Origin of the sequence: Listeria aquatica FSL S10-1188 (assembly GCF_000525795.1) — a bacterium.
In the GTDB taxonomy this organism is placed as follows: Bacteria; Bacillota; Bacilli; order Lactobacillales; family Listeriaceae; genus Listeria; species Listeria aquatica.
Window position 1 is genome coordinate 204218 of sequence record NZ_AOCG01000006.1, and the last position, 20763, is coordinate 224980.

At 40.2% G+C, this 20763-nt stretch carries 15 protein-coding genes and 7 pseudogenes; 1 reads left to right on the forward strand and 21 read right to left on the reverse strand.

Annotation, left to right across the window (positions count from 1 at the left end):
* Positions 1-104 precede the first annotated feature (104 nt).
* From MAQA_RS05000 to MAQA_RS05060, 13 genes and pseudogenes are all read right to left on the reverse strand, one after another.
* A pseudogene (locus MAQA_RS05000) lies at positions 105-893 on the reverse strand (cell division protein FtsQ/DivIB).
* A 30-nt stretch (positions 894-923) separates the two neighbouring features.
* Positions 924-2020 (reverse strand): annotated as a pseudogene (gene murG / locus MAQA_RS05005) (undecaprenyldiphospho-muramoylpentapeptide beta-N-acetylglucosaminyltransferase).
* The gene (gene murD, locus MAQA_RS05010; protein WP_036071923.1) at positions 2017-3384 is read right to left on the reverse strand and encodes a UDP-N-acetylmuramoyl-L-alanine--D-glutamate ligase; all 1368 of its coding nucleotides are present in this window, start codon (positions 3382-3384) and stop codon (positions 2017-2019) included. Before murD ends, murG begins: the two are co-directional and overlap by 4 nt.
* Positions 3385-3478: 94 nt before the next feature.
* A pseudogene (gene mraY / locus MAQA_RS05015) lies at positions 3479-4454 on the reverse strand (phospho-N-acetylmuramoyl-pentapeptide-transferase).
* Positions 4455-4492: 38 nt separating this feature from the next.
* Positions 4493-5975: pseudogene (locus MAQA_RS05020) on the reverse strand (UDP-N-acetylmuramoyl-L-alanyl-D-glutamate--2,6-diaminopimelate ligase).
* Positions 5976-6148: 173 nt separating this feature from the next.
* A pseudogene (locus tag MAQA_RS05025) lies at positions 6149-8414 on the reverse strand (penicillin-binding protein).
* Positions 8411-8776: a cell division protein FtsL gene (gene ftsL, locus MAQA_RS05030; protein ID WP_036071926.1), complete on the reverse strand. Its 366-nt coding sequence runs from the start codon at positions 8774-8776 to the stop codon at positions 8411-8413. Before ftsL ends, MAQA_RS05025 begins: the two are co-directional and overlap by 4 nt.
* Before the next feature lie 17 nt (positions 8777-8793).
* Positions 8794-9725, reverse strand: a pseudogene (rsmH, locus tag MAQA_RS05035) (16S rRNA (cytosine(1402)-N(4))-methyltransferase RsmH).
* Positions 9726-9736: 11 nt separating this feature from the next.
* On the reverse strand, positions 9737-10168 hold the full coding sequence (gene mraZ, locus MAQA_RS05040; RefSeq protein WP_036071928.1) for a division/cell wall cluster transcriptional repressor MraZ: 432 nt from the start codon (positions 10166-10168) through the stop codon (positions 9737-9739).
* Between the two features lie 219 nt (positions 10169-10387).
* Complete coding sequence (locus MAQA_RS05045; protein WP_036071931.1) at positions 10388-10771, reverse strand: DUF3397 family protein; 384 nt, start codon at positions 10769-10771, stop codon at positions 10388-10390.
* Positions 10752-11642 (reverse strand): 2-dehydropantoate 2-reductase, encoded by an 891-nt coding sequence (locus MAQA_RS05050; protein ID WP_036071934.1) that lies wholly within the window; start codon positions 11640-11642, stop codon positions 10752-10754. The genes MAQA_RS05045 and MAQA_RS05050 overlap by 20 nt, the downstream gene beginning before the upstream one ends.
* Before the next feature lie 148 nt (positions 11643-11790).
* The gene (gene rpmF / locus MAQA_RS05055) at positions 11791-11964 is read right to left on the reverse strand and encodes a 50S ribosomal protein L32 (RefSeq protein WP_036071936.1); all 174 of its coding nucleotides are present in this window, start codon (positions 11962-11964) and stop codon (positions 11791-11793) included.
* A 69-nt stretch (positions 11965-12033) separates the two neighbouring features.
* Positions 12034-12571: pseudogene (locus MAQA_RS05060) on the reverse strand (YceD family protein).
* A 137-nt stretch (positions 12572-12708) separates the two neighbouring features.
* Here MAQA_RS05060 and MAQA_RS05065 point away from each other — a divergent pair.
* On the forward strand, positions 12709-13866 hold the full coding sequence (locus MAQA_RS05065) for a nucleotidyltransferase (RefSeq protein ID WP_036071943.1): 1158 nt from the start codon (positions 12709-12711) through the stop codon (positions 13864-13866).
* A gap of 190 nt (positions 13867-14056) precedes the next feature.
* Here the strand turns inward: MAQA_RS05065 and MAQA_RS05070 are convergent, their stop codons facing one another.
* The 8 genes from MAQA_RS05070 to MAQA_RS05105 form a co-directional block, all read right to left on the reverse strand.
* The gene (locus tag MAQA_RS05070) at positions 14057-15259 is read right to left on the reverse strand and encodes a glycosyl hydrolase family 28-related protein (RefSeq protein ID WP_052008470.1); all 1203 of its coding nucleotides are present in this window, start codon (positions 15257-15259) and stop codon (positions 14057-14059) included.
* A 165-nt stretch (positions 15260-15424) separates the two neighbouring features.
* A complete protein-coding gene (locus MAQA_RS05075) occupies positions 15425-16468 on the reverse strand; it encodes a SepM family pheromone-processing serine protease (protein WP_036071946.1) in 1044 nt (347 codons plus the stop codon).
* 32 nt (positions 16469-16500) lie between these two features.
* Entirely contained in the window at positions 16501-16980 is a 480-nt protein-coding gene (gene coaD / locus MAQA_RS05080; protein WP_036071948.1) for a pantetheine-phosphate adenylyltransferase, read from the reverse strand.
* 4 nt (positions 16981-16984) lie between these two features.
* Positions 16985-17539: a 16S rRNA (guanine(966)-N(2))-methyltransferase RsmD gene (rsmD, locus tag MAQA_RS05085; RefSeq protein WP_036071950.1), complete on the reverse strand. Its 555-nt coding sequence runs from the start codon at positions 17537-17539 to the stop codon at positions 16985-16987.
* 59 nt (positions 17540-17598) lie between these two features.
* Entirely contained in the window at positions 17599-17880 is a 282-nt protein-coding gene (locus tag MAQA_RS05090) for a YlbG family protein (protein ID WP_036071953.1), read from the reverse strand.
* A 45-nt stretch (positions 17881-17925) separates the two neighbouring features.
* Positions 17926-18372 (reverse strand): YlbF/YmcA family competence regulator, encoded by a 447-nt coding sequence (locus tag MAQA_RS05095; protein WP_036071956.1) that lies wholly within the window; start codon positions 18370-18372, stop codon positions 17926-17928.
* A 35-nt stretch (positions 18373-18407) separates the two neighbouring features.
* Complete coding sequence (locus tag MAQA_RS05100) at positions 18408-19496, reverse strand: CAP domain-containing protein (RefSeq protein WP_036072185.1); 1089 nt, start codon at positions 19494-19496, stop codon at positions 18408-18410.
* A gap of 154 nt (positions 19497-19650) precedes the next feature.
* Complete coding sequence (locus MAQA_RS05105) at positions 19651-20727, reverse strand: tetratricopeptide repeat protein (RefSeq protein WP_052008471.1); 1077 nt, start codon at positions 20725-20727, stop codon at positions 19651-19653.
* Positions 20728-20763: the final 36 nt, after the last annotated feature.

The following is a 20763-nucleotide window of genomic DNA, read 5'->3' on the forward strand; positions in this document are numbered from 1 at the left end:
ATTAAAGTACAAAGATCAAATTTTGAACATTTTTTAAGAATTACAAGTAAATAGTAGAAAAAAGGGAACGAATGACCCCTTTTTTAGATGAATTGTCTATAGAATCATTCGGAATCTGCCTTTTCCTTTTCTTGTTTCTTTTTATAATAGCTTTCAAAATATGCCCCTACTTCAAGATCAATAACACCTTTTTGTCCGTTGTTTAATTGAGCAGAAATAGAAGGATAATAACTCATTTTATCCGCAAATCCGTGAATAGTTGCTGTTACCTGATTGCCATCATTCATGTATAATAAAATATGTTCAGAGTCACTCTTTATAGGCTTCAGATGAATCTCCGATACAGCATTTTGAACACTTGTCGGTAGCTTTTTCCATTCCTTCACCATATCTTTCAACACGTCATCATTTTTAAAATTGAAAAAGAGCACACGATTTCCAATCGGGAATTTTCTAGCTCGTTCCAGTAGCAACTCGCCATTTTCCAATATCTCATAGTAAAAGCCATCTTTCGGCTCATAACCAATCGTTTTATACTCGGTAATTTTGATTTTAATTGCACGTAGTCCGCTTTTTTTCAACAACAGCTTTTTTTAATCATTTTATTTTTTTTCAAGTTGTTCCGCTACGTTTTTATTATTTGTTGCAATCATATAGTCGCCTTTTCGAACACCACTATCTGACCGCACATCTTGCTCCGTTAACTCACGGTTTCCCGACACATAGATCGTTTCCACTTTACTAACCGGTGATAAAAAATACAAAGTTGCAAGAATCAAAAGAACAAAGAAGCCAATCAGAAGAATTAAATGGCGAACCAATCTTTTCTTGCGATACTTCTTCAATTCTGGGATGCGGCTTTCAATGGAAACCACTTTTCTATTTTTCGCCATTTAAATCTTGCCTCCTTTGCCCTAGTCCCTTTATGCTTTCATGAGGCTTGTCGCTAAATCTACTAGCCGCTTAGCTGCATCTGGCACACCAAGCTCTCGCGCGTGAAAAGCCATCTCATCAAGTGTCGGCTTATCTGACATAATCGCATCAATTTGTGCCATCAAATCCGTTTGCCCTAGCTCAGATTCTGTAATCACGACGCTAGCCCCGCTTTTTTCAAGAGAACGGGCATTTTTTTCTTGATGATTAGCCGTTACATACGGACTCGGAATTAAAATACTCGGCACACCAAGCGAAGTTAATTCCGCAATGGTTGTCGCACCTGCTCGTGAAATGACAAGTTCGACTTCGTTTAAAACTTCTGGCATATCGTAGACGAAAGGAACCACACTGATATTTTCACCCAAATCAAGGGTTTGAAGTTCTTCTTTTTATTTTTTTCATAGTGCACATTTCCGGTCACATAAAGTAGCTGATAGTCCTTATCTTTCCATTCTGGCAAGATTTTCCAGACTGCTTCATTAAGCGGTCTCGCCCCTCTACTCCCCCCGAAAGCAAGAACGGTAGGTTTAGCGCTGTCTAATCGATAGGCATTAAGCGCATTCGTCGCTTCGATATTCACCACTTCGGAAGCCCGGGGATTTCCTGTAAACACAATTTTTTCTGACGGAAACGAATCGCTAACTTCTTCGAAACAAATGGCGATTTTATCAACGTAACGACTTAAAAATTTATTGGTAAGTCCCGCAACACTATTTTGCTCATGAATGATCGTTGGGATTTTCAATTTGCTTGCAGCATAAACGACTGGCCCACAAACGTAACCGCCTGTTCCAATCACACAATCCGGATTAAAGCGACGCAAAATTTCCTTGCTTTTTTTTGTCCCTTTAAAGAATCGGGCAACCGTCTTAAAGTTCTCCAGTGACAACGAACGTTTAAAACCAGTAATCTCAATAGCTTCAAAAGCGACTCCTTCCCGCGGGACAAGATCTGCTTCAAGACCTTTTGAGGTGCCGATGTATAAAAACTCAGCATCTGGATATTCTTTTTTACATTCTCGAATGAAGGCAAGTGCGGGGAAGATGTGACCTCCCGTACCGCCGCCTGTTAGCACAATCTTCATTTTTCCACCTCATCAGTCAGTGCGCGAATAGCCCGCATATAAGCATTCCCTCGCACTTCAAAAGTTCGATATTGATCCCAACTTGCACAAGCAGGTGAAAGTAAAATGACATCTCCTGGTTGAGAAGCTTTATAAGCAACTGGAACAGCCGCTTCAACATCAGTGACATAATGAACGCTCGTCCCTGTTTCCTTAGCTACTCGCGCGATTTTGTCCGCTGTTTCACCAAAAACAACTACGTCTTTCACATTTCGTAAAAATGGCATCAATTCATCAAATTCATTTCCGCGATCTAGTCCACCAGCAAGAAGGACCACCGGTTGCTTGAAACCTTTTAAAGCGCTTTGTGTCGCTAAAATATTCGTTGCTTTTGAATCGTTATAAAATTTACGTCCATTAAATTCGGTTACAAACTGAGTACGATGTGGCACGCCTTTAAAGGTTTTAAGAACGGTCATAATAGCGTCATTTGAAACGCCAATCGTTTTCACTGTGGCAATTGCTGCCAAGATATTTTCAAGGTTATGCTCACCTGGGAGAAGGATATCTTCCCTAGAACCGATCACTTCATCATTGAACATCAGCTGATCATTTTGTACATACGCTCCTTCAGAAAGGCGCTGTGTCGTTGAAAACGGAATGACACGTGCTGCCGTTTTCCGAGTGAGCCCTTGAAGCTCTTCTTGGTCCCAATTAATTACAAGGGTATCCTCTTTCGTTTGGTTCTTTTGAATATTCCACTTAGCAGCCACATACTCTTCCCGCGTTTTGTGGTAATCCAGATGCGCTTCGTAAATGTTTGTGATAACCGAAATTTTAGGCCTAAATGTAGTAACGCCCATCAGTTGGAAAGAAGAGAGTTCCATTGTAATCCACTGATCGCTTGTCGCATTTTCCGCAACAGCTGATGCAGGAAAGCCAATGTTTCCAGCAAGAAGTGACTTACCCGCCACCATTTCATTTAGCATCCGGTCAATAATCGTTGTCGTCGTTGTTTTACCATTCGTTCCTGTAATCCCAATAATCGGCGCTTCAGAGATCTGATAAGCCAGTTCCACTTCTGTAATAACAGGAATTCCAAGACGCTCAGCTTTTGCAACCATTGGATTGTTATAAGGAATCCCCGGATTTTTCACAAGTAATTCAAAGCCTTCATCCAAAAGTTCTGTTGGATGGCTTCCGCAAATAACTTTAATGCCTTGCTCGAGCAATCCTTGCGCTTCTGGATTTTCACTAAATGGCTTTTGATCATTAACTGTGACAAAAGCGCCTAACTTATGGAGCAAGCTTGCAGCGCTCACACCACTTTTGGCAAGCCCTAGAACCAGTACCTTCTTATGATAATACATTTCAATATTTTTCATTTTGTTAGCCTCCGATATTTCCCTTTTTTGCTAAAAACGACTGAAAGCGCCAGCTAAACGGCTAAAAATGAGCCTTTAGAGACGCTAAAATCATTTATAACTGTACCATTAAAATGGCTGCAACTGCAGCAAGTAAACCTACTCCCCAAAATGTAAGAACAACACGCCACTCATTCCAACCACCAAGTTCAAAATGATGGTGAATGGGTGTCATGCGAAATAGTCTCTTGCCGTGTGTCAATTTGAAATAAGAAACTTGTAAAATCACGGATGCCGTTTCAACAACAAAAACGATTCCGATGAGGAGAAGAAGCCACTCTTGTTTAAGCAAAATCGAAACGGCTGCAAGTGCCCCACCGAGCGCAAGCGAACCGGTATCGCCCATAAATATTTTCGCAGGGTTCTTGTTAAATAATAGAAAACCAAGCATTCCTCCAACTACAGCAAAGCAAAACAAAGCGACTTCAAATTGATTTTGCACAATCGCGATAACGCCAAACGCGGCAAAAGCGATGCTCGAAAGTCCAGAAACGAGTCCGTCTAGTCCGTCGGTTAAATTGACCGCGTTTGAAAAGCCAACCAGCCAGAACAAAACAAATAGCAAGAAAAACCAGCCTAAGTCAATTTCTGTTTGTGTAAATGGAATGCGTAGTGTTTCCGAAAAATCTCCAAAATGATAAACGAAGGAAAAAAAGGACAGCGATCGCTACTTGTCCAAGAAATTTCTGTTTGGACGTTAAACCTAAATTGCGTTTCTTAACTACTTTAATATAATCATCGAGAAATCCAAGTGCACCATAAAGCGCGATTGCAATAAACAGCAACCCGGTTGTTAAACTGAAAGAATTAGTGATGAAGCTCATAATCAAATAACTAAACATGATGGCCGTCAAGAAAACAACTGCCCCCATCGTTGGTGTCCCAGATTTTTGAGCATGCATCTTCGGTCCCTCTTCGCGGATACTTTGACCAAACTTCAGCTTCACTAAAAATGGAATTAAGACCGGTACAAAAGCTACCGTTAAAATGAACGCGATCGCAAGCGTGGTGAATAACATATAAAATGACACAATGATTTCTCCCCAATCTTTTTCTTTAAAACTGTTATTTATTGTATTAAAGTTCTAGTTTTTTTTTCAATAGCTAATCGCGCTTCCACACGATCGTCAAAATCGATTTTTTCCGTTCCGATGATTTGATAATCTTCATGACCTTTTCCGGCAATTAAAATCACATCGCGCGCTTCAGCTTGTTCAATCGCATACTGAATCGCTTCCCGACGGTTTACTCGTACAACATAGTCTTTTCCTTCTACACCTTTTTCCATATCACTAATAATTGTTCGCGGGTCTTCTGTCCGCGGATTATCTGATGTGAAAATAGGATCTGTCGCATACTCAACTGCAATTTTTGCCATCTTCGGTCGTTTGCCTTTGTCACGATCACCGCCACAACCTACAACGACAAATACGCGTTTTTCAGCAAATTCGTCTACTGTTTCAAGCACATTCAACAAACCATCTGGTGTATGCGCATAATCGACAATAACCGGAAAATCTTGTCCCGCATGAACGAGTTCAAAGCGTCCTGCAACGCCTTTTATTTCCCCAAGGGTTTGGATAGCTTCTTTTTCTGGAATTTGAAGTGCAAAAGAAGTCGCAAGCGCCGCAAGAACATTATAGATACTAAATTTACCGATCATTTGAATGTGCACTTTCTGGGTACCTGTTTTTGAAACTAAATCAAAAGTCGATCCTTTACTTGTAATTTCAATATTTTTTGCTCTAAAATCAGCATCATGGTCAATTCCATAAGTAATGACAGGGACAGCCGTTGCTTCTCGCATCGTTTCTGAAGCCGGATCATCCGCATTGAGCACGGCTATTTTGGGGGCTTCCTTTTGGAACTTATTGCCAAGTTGCGCAAACAACAAGCTTTTAGCATGGGCATAAGCTTCCATTGTTTTGTGGTAGTCCAAATGATCTTGTGAAAGATTCGTAAAAACTGCCACATCATAGTCCGTTCCGTGAACACGGCCTTGAACGAGTGCGTGACTTGAAACTTCCATCGTCACATTCGTTACACCAGCTTTTTTCATATCAGAAAAAACTTGTTGAAGCGTTAAACTTCCCGGCGTGGTGTTTTTAGTTTCGATCGTGCGCTCAGCAATGCGCATATACATCGTACCGATGAGCCCCGTCTTTTCACCTTGAGCCCGCAAAATTTGGTCGATCAAATGAGTAACTGTCGTCTTCCCATTTGTTCCCGTTACACCAATCATGCGCATTTTCTGACTTGGCGAACCATAAAAATGATCGGCAAGAAGCGCGAGTGCACGCTTTGTGTCTTGAACACGAATCACGGGAATCGATACAGGTACCTCACGTTCCGACAAAATAACACTTGCTCCCTTTTCTTCAGCCGCCTTAGCAAATTCATGACCATCGATTACTTCCCCGTCAATACAAACAAAAAAAAGTACCTGGTGTTACTTCACGGCTGTCCTGTTCTATTTTTTCAATATCTATCTCCGGCAACTTATCATCGCTATAATAAAGCGGCAGCACACTTAATAGCTTCTCTAACTTCACAACTTCCATCTCCTTTAAGCTTGCTTTTCGCTCTTCCCTAAAATAAATAAGACAAAAAATCTCCTTTTCTATCTTAGCAAAAAGTAATAAGCATTTCTATATGACCTAAAGCCCAGTAAAGTAGGTATTCTGGCTTCTCTGACAAAGAAGCCAGAATACCTACTAGGCAAAAATCATTGACCCGTCAAAAGGTCTCCTACACCTTGATTTTCTTGAATATTTGTGTCTTGCTTGACCTTTTCCTTATCTGAATCATCATTGTTCTGCGTAAAAGCTTCAATAGAATCCGGAGCAGCAAGTTCGAGCTCAAGCTCCGTGTCATTATTTAAAATCGTCCCAGCAGCTGCACTTTGTTTTGTCACGTATCCACTTCCACTAAAGCTAAATGGAATCCCCGTGATCTCTGAAACTTTGAGTGCATCTTCGCGCGACCAATTTTGCATGTCTGGAACAGTCATATCTCCATCAGTCATCAAAATCACTTTTTGACCTTCAAGAATTGTCTCTCCCACTTTGGGAAGTTGTTGTACAATTTTTTTTTCCGTTTCCGATCACAATTGGTGTTAATCGATCTTGTTCTACTGCTTTTTTCGCTTCATCTACCGATTTTCCAGTGTAATCTTTCATGGTGATCTTCGAAAGCTTCTTCTCAGCAGCCGGTTTAATATTTAAATACTGCAAACTATTTTTCATAACTGGGTTAAAGACCTCAGAAACAGCTTCTCCGCCCGTTTCAGTATCAGAAAGTTGTGGTTGCTGCATAGTCACATACATCACGATCTCCGGATCATTTGCTGGAGCCATCCCCATAAATGAAAATATATAATTGTTTTTTCCAGTCATATATTTTCCAGAAGTTGGATCCGCAATTTGCGAAGTTCCCGTTTTACCAGCAACTGAATAACCGGGGATGGCATAAAGTTTCCCTGTGCCGTGTTCCCCACTCACTACTTGTTCTAGCTCTTCTCGAGTTTGCTTAGCCGTTGCTTCGCTAATCGGGTTCCCCGTAACTTTCATTTGCGTTTTGGTCGTTTGATTGGTATTTGGATCCTTCACCGAAGAAACCACATACGGCAATTTCATTTTCCCATCGCTTGCAATGGCCGAAGCTCCTTGTAGCATTTGCATCATCGAAACAGTAGTCCCTTGACCAAAAACCGTGGTTACTTTTTCGACCGGATAGTGATAAAGAATCTTTCCAGTTGCTTCGTTTGGAAGCTGAATCCCTGTTTTCTTTCCGAAGCCAAATTTCGTCAAATATTTTTCAAACGTATCCGTCCCCATCTTACTTAACAAAGTAGCAAAAGCAACGTTACTTGAACGCTCGACTCCTTCCCGATAAGGAATCGTGCCCCAACCTACCCCACCATTATGGTCATGAATAGGAATATCCCCAACCTTGTAAATTCCAGACTTAAAGTACGCATTCGGGTTGTATACGCCTGTATCAATTGCGGAAGCCAGTGAAAAAATCTTCATAACAGAGCCTGGCTCATAGGCATATTCGACAGGCAAATCTTGCCAAACCCCAGCTGATTGTTCATTTAAGCCCGCTTTTGTCGTCGGGTTGAATGATGGACGCTGGCTCATTGCTAGAATTTCCCCTGTCTTTGGATTCATCACAACTGCCATCATATTTTTAGGCTTATATTTGGCATTTACCGTTGTCATCGTATCCTCTAAAAAGGTTTGAATTTTTTTATCTAGCGTCAGTTCAATTTGGCTACCATCTTTTGCCTTTTCAACATTTTTATCTGCATTCGGTAAAATATAACCCATCCGGTCTGTGCTATATTTTAACTTGCCATTTTCTCCAGTTAGCGCCGAATTATAACTTTTTTCAATACCCATCTTTCCAACGAGTGAACTTTCTCCACTTTGGCCCTCTGTTTGCTGCGCAAACCCAATCAATTGTGTAGCAAATGTTCCATTTGGATAAAATCGTTCCGCTTGTCGAGTGAAAATCAAACCTGGCAAATCTTCTTTTTCAATTTTCTTTTTCGTTTCAACAGAGAGATTTTTCCCCGCTTTTCCGAATTCGACTTGGTAAACTTTTTTCTTATTTAATTGCTTCAAAATATCCGCCTTTGACATCGCGATATATTTGCTAAGCACTTCAGCCGTTTTTTCCTTATTCGTCACATACATCGGATTTTTATCCGTTTTAGATAACCGATCGGAAACAACAGCAGCAAGTGTATAAGTAGCCGTATCCTCAGCAAGCACTTCCCCATTCCGGTCAATAATCGAACCACGTTTTGCTTCAATAACTTCGCTTTTTGCATGTTGCTTACTAGCAAGTGCAGCAAGCGGTTCCCCGTTCACCACACCACGAATTTGAATGTATAAAAAGCGTCCCGTAAGAACGAGGAAAAGCGCAGTGAAAAAGACAAAAAGAGCTAATGCGCCTCTCCTCATATTTCCTCTGCGCCGATTCATTTGCCATCTACTACTTTCACGTTATCACCATCAAGTTTCAAGCCTTTTTCTTTTGCTTTTTGAAGAATCCGTTCATAGCGACCCAAATCGTTCACTTGCACTTTCAAATCTGCATTGTTTTTCTCTTGATCAGAAAGTTTAGATTCTGTCGTTTCTACACTTTGATTAACATCATAAATGCTTGCTTGTACTCGAATGATTTGAAAAGCGATGACAGCCACTACTACGATTGCAATCGCAACGATTATTTTTTCACCTGTTGTCACTCGCTTACGTTTGACAAGTATTTGTTTTTGTTCTTCTGTGTGTTCAGTATGTATACGCTTTGGTTCCAAATTGGATTTGTAGGCTACATTACTCACATAAACCATCTCCTACATCATTTGATTTTTTCAATGACGCGCAATTTTGCAGAACGCGCCCGATTATTATGTTCAATCTCTTCGACACTCGGCAGAATCGGTTTCCTTTCGACCAATTTAAAATCTGGTTGATATTCATCAGGCAAAACCGGTAATCCTCGTGGTACTTCTGGTCCTTTCGCTGCCTCTTGAAAAATTTGTTTCACAATCCGATCTTCTAGTGAGTGAAAAGTAATAACACTAATTCTTCCGCCTTTTTTTTAGTAGCGTAAGAGCATCAGTAAGAGAATCTTCAACAGCCGATAATTCATCATTCACAGCAATTCGAATGGCTTGGAAAATCCGTTTTGCAGGATGCCCACCTTTTCGTCTTGCTGGCGCTGGAATTGCCGTCTTAATAATATCCACAAGTTCCCCCGTCGTTTCAATAGGAGCATTTTCTCGGCGTCGCTCGATTTCGCGTGCCACTTGTTTCGAAAACTTTTCTTCACCATAGCGAAAAAAAAATTCGAACTAGCTGTTCATAGCTCCATTCATTCACAACTGTTTTTGCCGAAAGTTCCTGAGTTCTATCCATTCGCATGTCAAGTGCGGCGTCGTTGTGATAACTAAATCCACGCTCACGCTCATCAAGTTGCGGTGAAGATACCCCAAGGTCATATAAAATACCGTCTACTTCCTTTACTTCTTTCGCAAGAAGCTCAAGTTTTAGCTCGCGAAAATTCGCTTTAATGAGTGTAAGACGAGAATCGCTTAAATTTTCTTTAGCATTTTGAATGGCCACATCATCTTGATCGAACGCATAAACGCGTCCTTCTTCGCCAAGCTGACTGAGCAGATAAGACGTATGCCCTGCACCACCAAGTGTTGCATCTACATAAACCCCATCTTTTTTTATCTCTAATTTATCTACTGTTTCATGCAGCAAAACTGTTTCATGTTGAAACATTTTAGCCCTCCTTAAATATCGAATCCAATCATATTTTCAGCAATATCCGCAAAGGATTCTTCGGCTTCTTCAAAAGCAGCCTCCCATTCCGGCTTACTCCAAATTTCCACACGATTGGAAACTCCGATAATCACTGATTCCTTTTCAAGGTCTGCATAACTTAACAGCGTCTGTGGAATATTAATCCGTCCCTGCTTATCAAGTTCACATTCAGAAGCCCCAGAAAAGAAGAACCGCGTGAATGAACGGGCATCTTTTTTAGTCAGTGGAAGCGATTGAAGCTTTTCTTCCAACTTGCTCCACTCCGATTGTGGATAAGCAAATAAACACTTATCGAGTCCGCGAGTGATGACAAATTGTTCGCCTAATAGCTCACGGAATTTCGCTGGCACGATTAAACGGCCCTTTATATCAATGTTATGTTGATATTCGCCCATGAACATTAGACTTCCCCCACTTTCTTATCTACCACTTTACCACATCTCCCCACTTTACTCCACCCTAAACCTAAAAAATTCCAAAAAAAAATACTCTTTCTCATAGAGAGAAAGAGATTAAAAGTATTGATATAAAGCCATCTAACAAAAAACAAAAAATGCGGTGGGGGGAAATGGGGCGAAAAAGTAAAAACCCCCCACTTCTTGCCCAAAACGTTTTTTCATTTATTGATAACTGATCGCAAGAATAAGTCCAGTGAGATAAAAGAAGAGATAAAACAAGGCAAAAATGAAAAAACAGATTCGCCAGTAGGTTTGGAAAACGCGAGCAAGACGAAGCTCCCCATCTCTAAGCGCAAAAATAACGACAATCCCGATGCCAACTAAAAATAAAACAAGCAAAATGTAGAGTAAGAACGATCGCCCAAATAATTGAACCATCCAGAAGTGATCCGCTAGAATAAAGAAAAACGTGGTAAAATCTGCACTCCGTTTTAACGCACGGGGTTGACTTTTCAGTCCCCACTTTAGCCCCAAGTATAGGAAGAAAAACAAAAAGACAGGGCAAATCATCAACCAGGCTGACATCTCAGTCGTCCAATTTAGCATTTTCGTTCTCCTTTCCTTTAATAAGTTGATAAAGCATCGTGAGTCTTTCTGCAGAAAGTTCTTTCTCTTCAAGCATCTTCAAAACTGGAAGCACGATCGCATCTATTTCTGTTTTTCTTTTATGTAATAAATCAACAGCCATTGATGACCAGTTAAAGGCCGTATTTCGACAAATTTCTTCCACTACTTCTATACCATTTTCTACTTGTAACACTCGATTAGCTTCTCGAACCACTTCAAGTAGCAATCCGTGAAATTCTTTATTTGTAAGCAGCGATCCATTTGGAACATTTAAAAGTGCCGTAAGTGGATTGATCGCCGTATTAATCAATAATTTTCGGTAAATCTCTTTAAAAATATTCGCCGAGAAAGAAACCGGAAAATCGGGCAAAGTTGTTAGATATTCTTTTAATCCTTCATCAAAGCTCCCGCACCAAATGCCTAGCGTAGTTTCACCACTTCCGCTAGATTCAACTTCTCGATCGCTACGTCGTACCACTCCATGGCTTGTAATCCCAAGTAAAATTGTTTCAGCAGACAATTCTTTAAGCCATTCGATGTGCCCGATCCCATTTGTCAGAAAAGCAAGCGGCGTTTCTTTCGGAAAAGTTTCCAATTGCGCCTTGAGTCCAGCCAGTTGGTAACTTTTAACCGTCACAAAAAGCAAATCTTGATGTCTAAAGCTCTGTTCCCCGGTCACTTCACTTCTTACCGAATAAGTATCTGTTCCAAGCTTGATTCCTTCTGCATTTAATCGCACTTGTTGCTCCGTGCGACGAACAAATACCGTGACATCTGCATATAAACTCAAACGCGCGGCAAAAAACAGTCCAATCGCTCCGCCACCAATGATCCCTATTTTCGGCTTCATATTCTGCCTCCCGGTCTGCTTTAAAATTCTATCTTCTATTATTTTAAGCGAAAACAAACAAAAATAAAAGCACGACAAGATCCATGGTATCTTGTCGTGCTTTTATAAGTTTACAAGTGTACGTATCACTTGTTTATAAACGGTTCAATTAACCGTTCGCTACTTCTTTACCATCATAATGTCCGCATTCAGGACATACGCGGTGAGAAAGTTTCATTTCTCCACAGTTCGAGCATTCATTCATGCCTGGAACCTGTAATTTGAAATGTGTGCGACGCTTACGTTTTTTAGTCTTTGAAGTTCTTCTAGCAGGTACTGCCATTTCCATACACCTCCTTAGCGAATTTGAGTTTTAAGGATTTCCTTAAAATTTATTCCAGCCTGATCGGTACTAATCGTCTTTTTTTTCATCAAAAAAAATCGGCCAGTCCCGCAAGACGAGGATCCACCTTTGGTTTCTTAAGAGCTTCTTCTTGAACAAAATCATCTTCTGTTTTTAGCTCCCAGTCTTTCCCTTGCGGAAGTTCTTCACTTCCAGTTACTTCATCACTAAATACTTGCATAGGAATTTCAACCAATAAAAGTTCTTCAACAACGGGGGTCAAATCCACCGTATCTTTTTCCATCAAATGGAAAGATTCATCTTGAAGATCTTCTTTCGATGCGACAAAGGTTTCTACCGAATGAATTTCATACGGCCAAACTACATCCACAAGCGTTCTTGCACATGGAAGCACAAGCGACCCGCTAATGTATAAGCTTGCGACCACATCATTTCCCTGCATTTCTAGTCCGCCTTGAACTGTTACAGGAGAAGCTCCTCGCACATCTTGATTGTTCGCTTTCAAGTATTCAGTTAGATCAACTTGTTCGTTGATTTTAAAAGGTTCGTTACGGTATTTTTTTAATTGATTTAATGACCATTTCATCATTCATCACTCCAAGCGCAACAAAAGCTATTATAGCTTTTTCAAAGGTTTTTGTCAATGTTTTTTCCGGTTTCTTGGCAGGAGTTAAACAAGATGATATGCTTAAGAAAACAAAAATGTAAACGAGGTGAGAAAATTTGCGTGCCACTGGAATTATTGTTGAATATAACCCGCTTCATAATGGGCATTTATACCATTTGCAAGAAGCGCGAAAACAAACAAATGCGGATATCATCATCGCAATCATGAGTGGTTCTTTCGTACAGCGCGGGGAACCGGCGATCGTCTCTAAAGAACTGCGTACAAAATGGGCTCTTGAAGCTGGCTGTGACCTTGTATTTGAGTTGCCTGTTCGGTTTGCTGTCCAACAAGCAGATATCTTTGCTTCAGCAGCGATTGAATTGCTCAAGGATTTAAAAACGAATGCGCTTTTTTTCGGAAGTGAAAATGGTGATGCTACAAAATTCCGCATCGTTGCCAAGCTGGCTGCTAGTCCGCTCTTCGAAGAAGCTTTACGCCGAATGCTAACAGAAAAAAAGCTAAGTTATGGCGAAGCTTACACAGAAACACTCACTTCTTTCACGAATGAACTTGATGTGACAAAGCCCAACAATATTTTAGGTCTCCACTATGCCCTTGCAAATGAAAAGCAAGAAGCTGGTCTTAAACTTTATTCACTTAAACGAACAAATAACTATCACGCAACAAATGCCCATTCAAATGATTTTGCCAGTGCTACGGCGCTCCGTAAGCTTCTACTTGAGAATAACCTTCCTGCTATAAAAACGAAAGTTCCCGGTTTTGTTTATACTTCGCTAGAAAACTATCAGACTCCTCTTTTGTCCTTTTCAAGCGCCTATCCGTATTTACGCTACCGCCTTTTAAGCGACCGAAATGAGTCTCTTACAGTAATCAACAGTGTGACAGAAGGTATCGAAAACCGCTTGCGACGCGCTGCTTTTGAAGAAACAGCAGAAGATTTCTTGCGTGCTACAACAACAAAACGCTACAGCACCTCACGCGTTCGCCGGACAGCTATGCAAATTCTATTACAGTTTCAAAAAAAGGATCAGCCTGAAAACCACCTTCGCCTGCTTGGCATGACGAAACAAGGGCAAGCATATCTTTCCACGATCAAAAAAGAACTGTCGCTCCCACTTGTTTCGACACCTTCAAAAGCAAGTCAAGAGCTCATCCAATACGACATCCAAGCATCAAGACTCTATCATTTACTAGAAGGAAATACAGCGCAGCTAGACGCTCCATTCAGTGCCCGACCACTGCTTTATTTCTGATATGTTCACATCGTGCGTTTCTTTGCCAAGTCTAACTTCCGGTTTCTTTCCTTTGTAATATATTTTATCGAACGCAACTTGACTAGCACGGTACTGAATAGCAAGTATTTGTGTGTGTTTCTCATCTACTACGAGAAAATGAGTGATACTTACTTTTTTATAGGCAGAAATAACTAACGCCCGTGGTTCACTATCCATATAAAGCGGTGTGGAAACGGGCAACTCCGCAATTAAAAAAAGTGGCACGAATTCCAGTTGCCGTCTGACTTTCCTCATCTTCTCCTTTGTGGTGACCAATATGTCGGAAGTTAAACGAACGATTATCTGAAGAAGAAATATGACCAATAATTTGAGTATCATAGGCTGCAGAACTTGTTTCATGCGCCTTGATTTCTACGCCACCGAAACAGTTTTCGGTGGCGTTATTGTGTAAAACGACATGTCTCGATCCATCGTCCACCTCAATCCCATTTGAATTGGAGAATCCTTTTTCATGAGCCCTTCCACTTGGATCATGCAAAAAACAATGTGAAATATAAATAAAATCACTATGGTGTGTTGTCACGCCATCATCCCCAAATCCGGCTGCTTCAACTTGGTCAATCCAAACATATGCACTGCGAAATCTTGAAGTTGTTCCATCACCTCGGTAGCTATAAAATGCGCTCGTAACATCAACACCATGCAGTCCTGCATTTAATACTTTCACCTTTCTGATGAGTGCAAATTGAACATGTGCAAGCGTGATTCCACTCGAAGAAGTGCCTCCTGAGGCACTTCTTTCGCTTTCTCCAAAACGGGAGGAATCCCAGTTCAAAGTAAAGCCTTCTAAACGAATTCGTTTGTTCCCAGCAAAGAGATTGCGATTTCGAATTCCTTGCCTCTTTTTTGGGGTTTCTTTTATCAATAGAAGTGTTGTTAGTTCTTCCCCTGCTCCGATAATCGCTGTATTAGATGGAACTTTTAATCCTGAAATCAAAAATGTCCCTTTTGGAACATAAACGATTCGACCACCACGACGCATTGCCCGTTTAAAAGCCAAAGTCGAGTCAATTTTCCCTTCAGGATCCGCTCCGTAATCTAACACAGAAACTTCCTCTGCTTCATCTTTTAGCGTTCCAAGTTCAGCAAAAAGAAGCGGTTGCCAGTCAACTTCAAGAAGCGGGCGTTTTTCGATGGCAGCAGGCCGACTAAATCCGTTTGCCTGCGCTCGAGTAACAAGAAGAGAAAGTAACCACTTTCGTTTTTTCTTTCGTTCATTTTTGTCATCCGCTTCTTGCCATTTTGTAAATAAGTGTTCTGTCATGCGGATCCCTTTGTCAAGTCCCTCAGAACTTCTATATGTTGGAAAAAAAGCACTGATTTTCGCTTGATTTCGAACTTTAAGATTCATTTTATTTCATCCCTCGCTTTCTAGATACCTCCCTTACTCTTCCTTTCCCGCTTTTAAGAAAAGAAACCGCTAGAAACAACTCCAAAGTATCTTTCAAAATTCAAATACCATTCAAATTCTGAAAAGTTCAGGCGCTATTTCATTTGCGATTTCTCAAATTTTTATTTACTTCTGTAGTTTTTCTAAATACTCAACAGCATCTTGGAATGTTTTTACAGGAATGATTTTCATTTTGGTGTCAATTTCTTTTGCTGTTTCTTTAGCCTCTTGATAATTGGATTTAATCCCTGGATTGTCTTTTTTCGTAGCTTTTGTAATTTCATCGTTGGGGGCAAAAAAGATAGTTGCGCCTTCTTTATCAGCAGCCACCACTTTTTGATCAATCCCACCAATTCGTCCTACTTCTCCATCTGGGCTAATGGTTCCGGTTCCTGCAATTTTTTTACCAGCCGTTAAGTCCTCTTTTTGGAAGCGAGAATAAATCTCTAAACTGAACATTAAACCGGCAGATGGACCACCAATTTTTTCAGAATCAATTTCCACTTTTGGTGACGTTTCAATTTTTTCATCATCTACAAGGGTAATGCCAATCCCAGTTGTTCCTTTTTTATCGATTTTAGTCAGTTCGATACCAGCTTGTTGTTTCTTTTTGTTGTGAACAAATTGTACATTCACCTTATCCCCTTGCTTCTTGCCTTTTACATAGGAAATAAATTCATTACTAGATTTAAATGCTTTACCATCAATTTTTGTGATGAGATCCCCTGCGTGTAAATATTTAGCTGCTGGAACATCATCGAGTACGCTCATTACATAAATGCCATCATATTTGATTTTCACGTCTTGCCCAGCAGCTTTATAAGCGACTTGAATCGCATTATTTTTCGATTCATTCATCATATACATTTGCCGAACATTATATTCTTCATTCGTTTCATGATCAAGACGGACATCACTTTCTTTTTCAAGTTCATGATAAGGAAGCAGCTTGGCTAACCCATATGTATAAATATTAGCTTCTGCCATTGCGATCGTCACAAGACTTAGCGACCCTTTCGACTTACTTGTATGCCCAGAAACCCGCACAAGCGGCTCAAGTTCCTCCGCAGAACCTGGTTTCGTAATATAATAAGGCACGGGGATAAAAAATCCCACGATAACAATTAACAATATGGCAATGACTAATAACTTTTTCCACTGTTTACGCATTTCTAGAAACAACCCCTTATCTGCAATTCCAATTAAAATTTAGCTTTAAGCGCCAGACTGACAGGTTTTGGAACTAAATCGTCAACGCTACGGCCGTAACTAGCCACTTCGCGAACAATACTCGAACTTAAGAAGGAATAGCTTGGATTCGTCATCATGAAAAAGGTTTCAAGTTCTGGATCGAGTTTGTTATTCATCGCCGCAATTTGAAGTTCATATTCAAAATCACTAACTGCACGCAATCCTCGGATAACTACATGCGCAGATTTTTCTTTCGCATAATCTACTAGAAGCCCGCCAGAACTTTCCACACGAACATTAGGGATACTAGCAGTAGATTCGGCAATTAGCCGCATGCGTTCTTCCAAGTCAAACAGCGATTTCTTGCTGGAATTTTTAAGCACTGTCACATAAAGAACATCAAAATTTCGAGCAGCTCGTTCAATGATGTTTAAGTGACCATTTGTAATCGGATCAAACGTACCTGGGTAAACAGCTATTCTCTCTTCCATGCTCTCACTCTCCAAACTGATAAATTGATAAGATAGTGATGCCATATTCCGCAGTTTTTATCTTTTCAAATTGAGGAATTTCATCTGGTAGCTTTGCTTCTTTATCGTGCTCACATACAATAAGCGCTCCTTTTTGAAGCAATCCAAGTTCACAAAGTTCTAAAAGTAGTTTTTCTAGTTGTTGCTTTTTATATGGCGGATCAAGAAAAACAAGATCAAAGCTCTGTTCGTTTTTTTGAAGTAATTTTAAAGCTTTACGAGCATCATTTCGAAAAATTTGAGCTTCCTCTTCAAAGTGACAAGCTTGTACATTTTCTTTAATCGTCTTAATCGCAGCACCTGCTTGATCAATAAAAACACAGCTTGAAGCGCCACGGCTTAGTGCTTCAATTCCAAGCCCCCCGCTTCCAGCGAACAAATCAAGTGCCTTTTCTCCGTCGAAAAACGGCCCAATCATTGAAAACAAAGCTTCTTTTATTTTATCAGTTGTAGGTCTCGTATTTGCTCCAGGAACGGCTTTTAAGCGATGTCCCTTTCTTGAACCAGCGATAACTCTCAAAATTTACCTCCTCCTAGATGAACGGAAGGCAGTGCTGTTTAAAACAGCACTGCCTCATCTTAAATCGTGATTTGAACATCTTCACTTCTATGATCATGCATCGTTTCTTTTTTCGACTCATATTCTGTTTTCAGAAATGGTCTAAAAGAAGGTTCAACACGTTTCACATAATTAAAGCGCGACAACTTCGCGGAAACTTCTTCAATATCACACATATCACAATAGAGTACGGCGTATTTTAGCTTTCGCGAAACATAATGAACATTGCCAAACCGCTTAAGCGATCTAACTTGTTTCAAATGATTCAACCAAACCACGACAGCTTGTCTATCATTTTCCATTTTTTTATCCCCTTTACATCTTCTAAACCTCTACACCTCTTATCATCATGCAGAGCAGCCGCAACTTCCACCACTTCCGCAACCGCCTGATGAACAGGCTGACTTTTGCTCGAAAAACGGATTTCCAGTTGGCACCATGATATTCGATGAGACAGCGCCCGCAAGTAAAAGACTAATTTCATCAAGTAAATTCTGCAAATCGGTCTCTGCTCGGCGAAAATCTGCAATCCCTTCATCCATATCGAGTTCTCGCTTTAAAGCACGAGTTTTTCGAGTTACTTCTTTATAATCAGGGTGATATCTGCCGAAACGCTCCACCTCTTCATAAGCCTCTTTGATTTTTGCAAACGCCTGTACCTTCGCTTGCGTTTCCGGATTTTGCAGCGCCTGTTTCTTTCTCAGATAGTTATTCGCTTCTTCTGAACTGAGAATCATGGCAGATAATTCATCTGATAAATCAAGTAGTGCCAAACTCTCCATCGTTGCAAACAAACTAATCCCTCCAAACTTTTCGCTGTACGTATTCATTATAGCATGAACTCACAAAAGCGTCTTTTTATTTTTGTAACAAAATTTTGCGTGTAGTATTTTCGAAATGTACCAGAGCCCATATACGTATAGGTTTTTTCTAGCAAGTTTTTCCGGTGACCTGGCGAATTTAACCAGCCCTCAACAGCCGCAGCTGCATCAATATAATTGTAAGCAATGTTCTCGCCTGCTTTCGTGTATACGACATTTCCTTCTTTTAACCGGTCTCCTAGCGAACCATAAGTCGGCGAATCGTGGCTAAAATATTTGTTTTCTGCCATATCCACACTATGCCCGTAAGCAACTTTGGCAACATCTTGTTCATCTGCAACAGGTTCTGCTTTGTAACGCTCCCTAAGCACATTTGTAATTTCAAGAACCTCTAAATCAGCTGCTTTATCGACTTGATTCCATAAGTCACTCGAAACATTTTCCTTATAAATTTCCCCTTGATAATTCAGTTCATAAGGATGCATTTTGATAAATGAAAGTTTATTTAAATAACGGACACTCGTCAGCTTGCCATCTATTTTATCGAAATTAAGCTGCGCATAAACACCACTTCCAAGACTAACGACTGGACGCATGTTTAAATCATTTTCCGAGAGTTCAAATCGGTAAAAATTATTTTCATAATAAAAAGCTATCTCTGACTGAAGCTTGGCGTTTGTAAACACCTTCTCTACAGACATTCCGATTTGGTACGGTTTTAAATTTAAATCCTGCCCAAGTGCATAAATAGTTTGCACTTTATGATTTCGCACACCAACAAGCATATAACTTGTATTCGGTTGGTTGTACACATAATTATCATAACCATACGGGGTTTTATCAACCCGAATAGGGTCTCCGAATTTAGCTTTTACTTTCGAAAAATCTTGGTTGACGAAGCTTCCCATATTTTCATCGGTCGCAGGTAACTGCTCACTCGTTTCATTTGCTTTCTTAGCTTCTGTCGGCATATTTTTCTGTTCTACTTTATCCTGTGCTTCATTTCTCTCTGTCGTCTTTTCAAAAAATAGATCTGTATTGTAACCGATAAAAAGGCAAATAACGAGTAGCACTAGCACTCTTAGTACAAATTTCAAATTTTGCCCTCCTCTTGGCTTGTTTTCTGCTTTTAATTGTAGCGTTTTTTTTTCGTGAAAAGCTACCCAGCTAGCTTCATTTCTCACTAATTTCTCCATATAAAAAAGGCAGAAACTTAGAATTTATTACTTTTCTAAAAATTTCTGCCTCCATTTATTTTTGAAGTTTTAAAGGAAACTCTTTTTGTTCAAACGGATGGATTTGTTTTTCAAAAGGCTCCGTGATCGGATACTTATTTTTCAAACTATTTGGAGTCATCCAGTCCGCAAGTGTAGAAACCGTTCGAACACCGGCTGGAAAAGCAAGAAGCATTAACAATATAATGGCTAGCGGCAAACGCAAATACCTGTTTTTTCGGTCTTGTCGTGTTAGCTTTTCCTTTCGCTCCGTTTGGGACAAAATAGCCACCACCACTACTAATAGAGGAATAATCCACATCAAAACGGCCAAATAGCCAATCCAATTTGTCAAAAGAGCAAAAATCAGTATGTACACGCTAACCAAAACAATTCGTCGCATGAGAGAAATTCGTTTTCCAAACAAGCGTACACGTTCGTAAAGAGACCAAAATGGATTTTTAGTTGCCCAAGCTTGATTATACAGCGCTTGATACTCCCCATTACTAGGTTCAATGACACATAATTTTCGTGTAAACTCACGTGCTGCCTCAAAATCTCCACGAGCATAACTAATTTTTGCAAAATAAACTAAATTCGGTTCAAATAATGGATCAGCAGTAAGCGCAGTATTTTGTAAAGCAAGAACTCGCTTGCTTGTTTTATCCATTTGGAATAGACAAAAAGCTAAGCTTCCCATGATGTCTAAACGTTTAGGAGCATAAGCAAGTGCTGTTTCATAGAGTGCGGCTTTGTCTTTTATACTATCCACTTCGTATTTGGCAAGCGCCGCATAAAAATCTGCTTCTTCATGATCGAGCGTAAGACCGAAACGAGCAAGTTCAATAACGCGTTTCTTTTCACCAAGTCTGTCATAAATCATCACACCTAGTTGGTAGCATTCCACAATATTTTGGTTGTATAAAAGAGCCTGTTCAAGGTTATGAGCCGCTTCACTAAAATTTTCACTAGCGAAGTTAAGATAGGCGAGACAAAGATAACCAGCAAAGTGCGATGGGTTTTCAGTAATCATATTACGACTTTCCAATTCTGCATCGACGTATTTACCATTTTCGACAAGTTGCTTCATTCTTTCAAAACTTGCGATTTTCATCAGTACCACCTCGGCATCCTTTCTATTCTCACTATA

Excerpts from the sequence above, each read along its gene's own strand:
- MAQA_RS05075 (WP_036071946.1), bottom strand. The coding sequence starts at position 16,468 with ATGCGTAAACAGTGGAAAAAGTTATTAGTCATTGCCATATTGTTAATT.
- MAQA_RS05050 (WP_036071934.1), bottom strand. The coding sequence starts at position 11,642 with ATGAAGCCGAAAATAGGGATCATTGGTGGCGGAGCGATTGGACTGTTT.
- mraZ (WP_036071928.1), bottom strand. The coding sequence starts at position 10,168 with ATGTTCATGGGCGAATATCAACATAACATTGATATAAAGGGCCGTTTA.
- MAQA_RS05045 (WP_036071931.1), bottom strand. The coding sequence starts at position 10,771 with ATGCTAAATTGGACGACTGAGATGTCAGCCTGGTTGATGATTTGCCCT.
- coaD (WP_036071948.1), bottom strand. The coding sequence starts at position 16,980 with ATGGAAGAGAGAATAGCTGTTTACCCAGGTACGTTTGATCCGATTACA.
- MAQA_RS05105 (WP_052008471.1), bottom strand. The coding sequence starts at position 20,727 with ATGAAAATCGCAAGTTTTGAAAGAATGAAGCAACTTGTCGAAAATGGT.
- MAQA_RS05070 (WP_052008470.1), bottom strand. The coding sequence starts at position 15,259 with ATGAATCTTAAAGTTCGAAATCAAGCGAAAATCAGTGCTTTTTTTCCA.
- MAQA_RS05090 (WP_036071953.1), bottom strand. The coding sequence starts at position 17,880 with ATGGAAAATGATAGACAAGCTGTCGTGGTTTGGTTGAATCATTTGAAA.
- murD (WP_036071923.1), bottom strand. The coding sequence starts at position 3,384 with ATGAAAAATATTGAAATGTATTATCATAAGAAGGTACTGGTTCTAGGG.
- rpmF (WP_036071936.1), bottom strand. The coding sequence starts at position 11,964 with ATGGCAGTACCTGCTAGAAGAACTTCAAAGACTAAAAAACGTAAGCGT.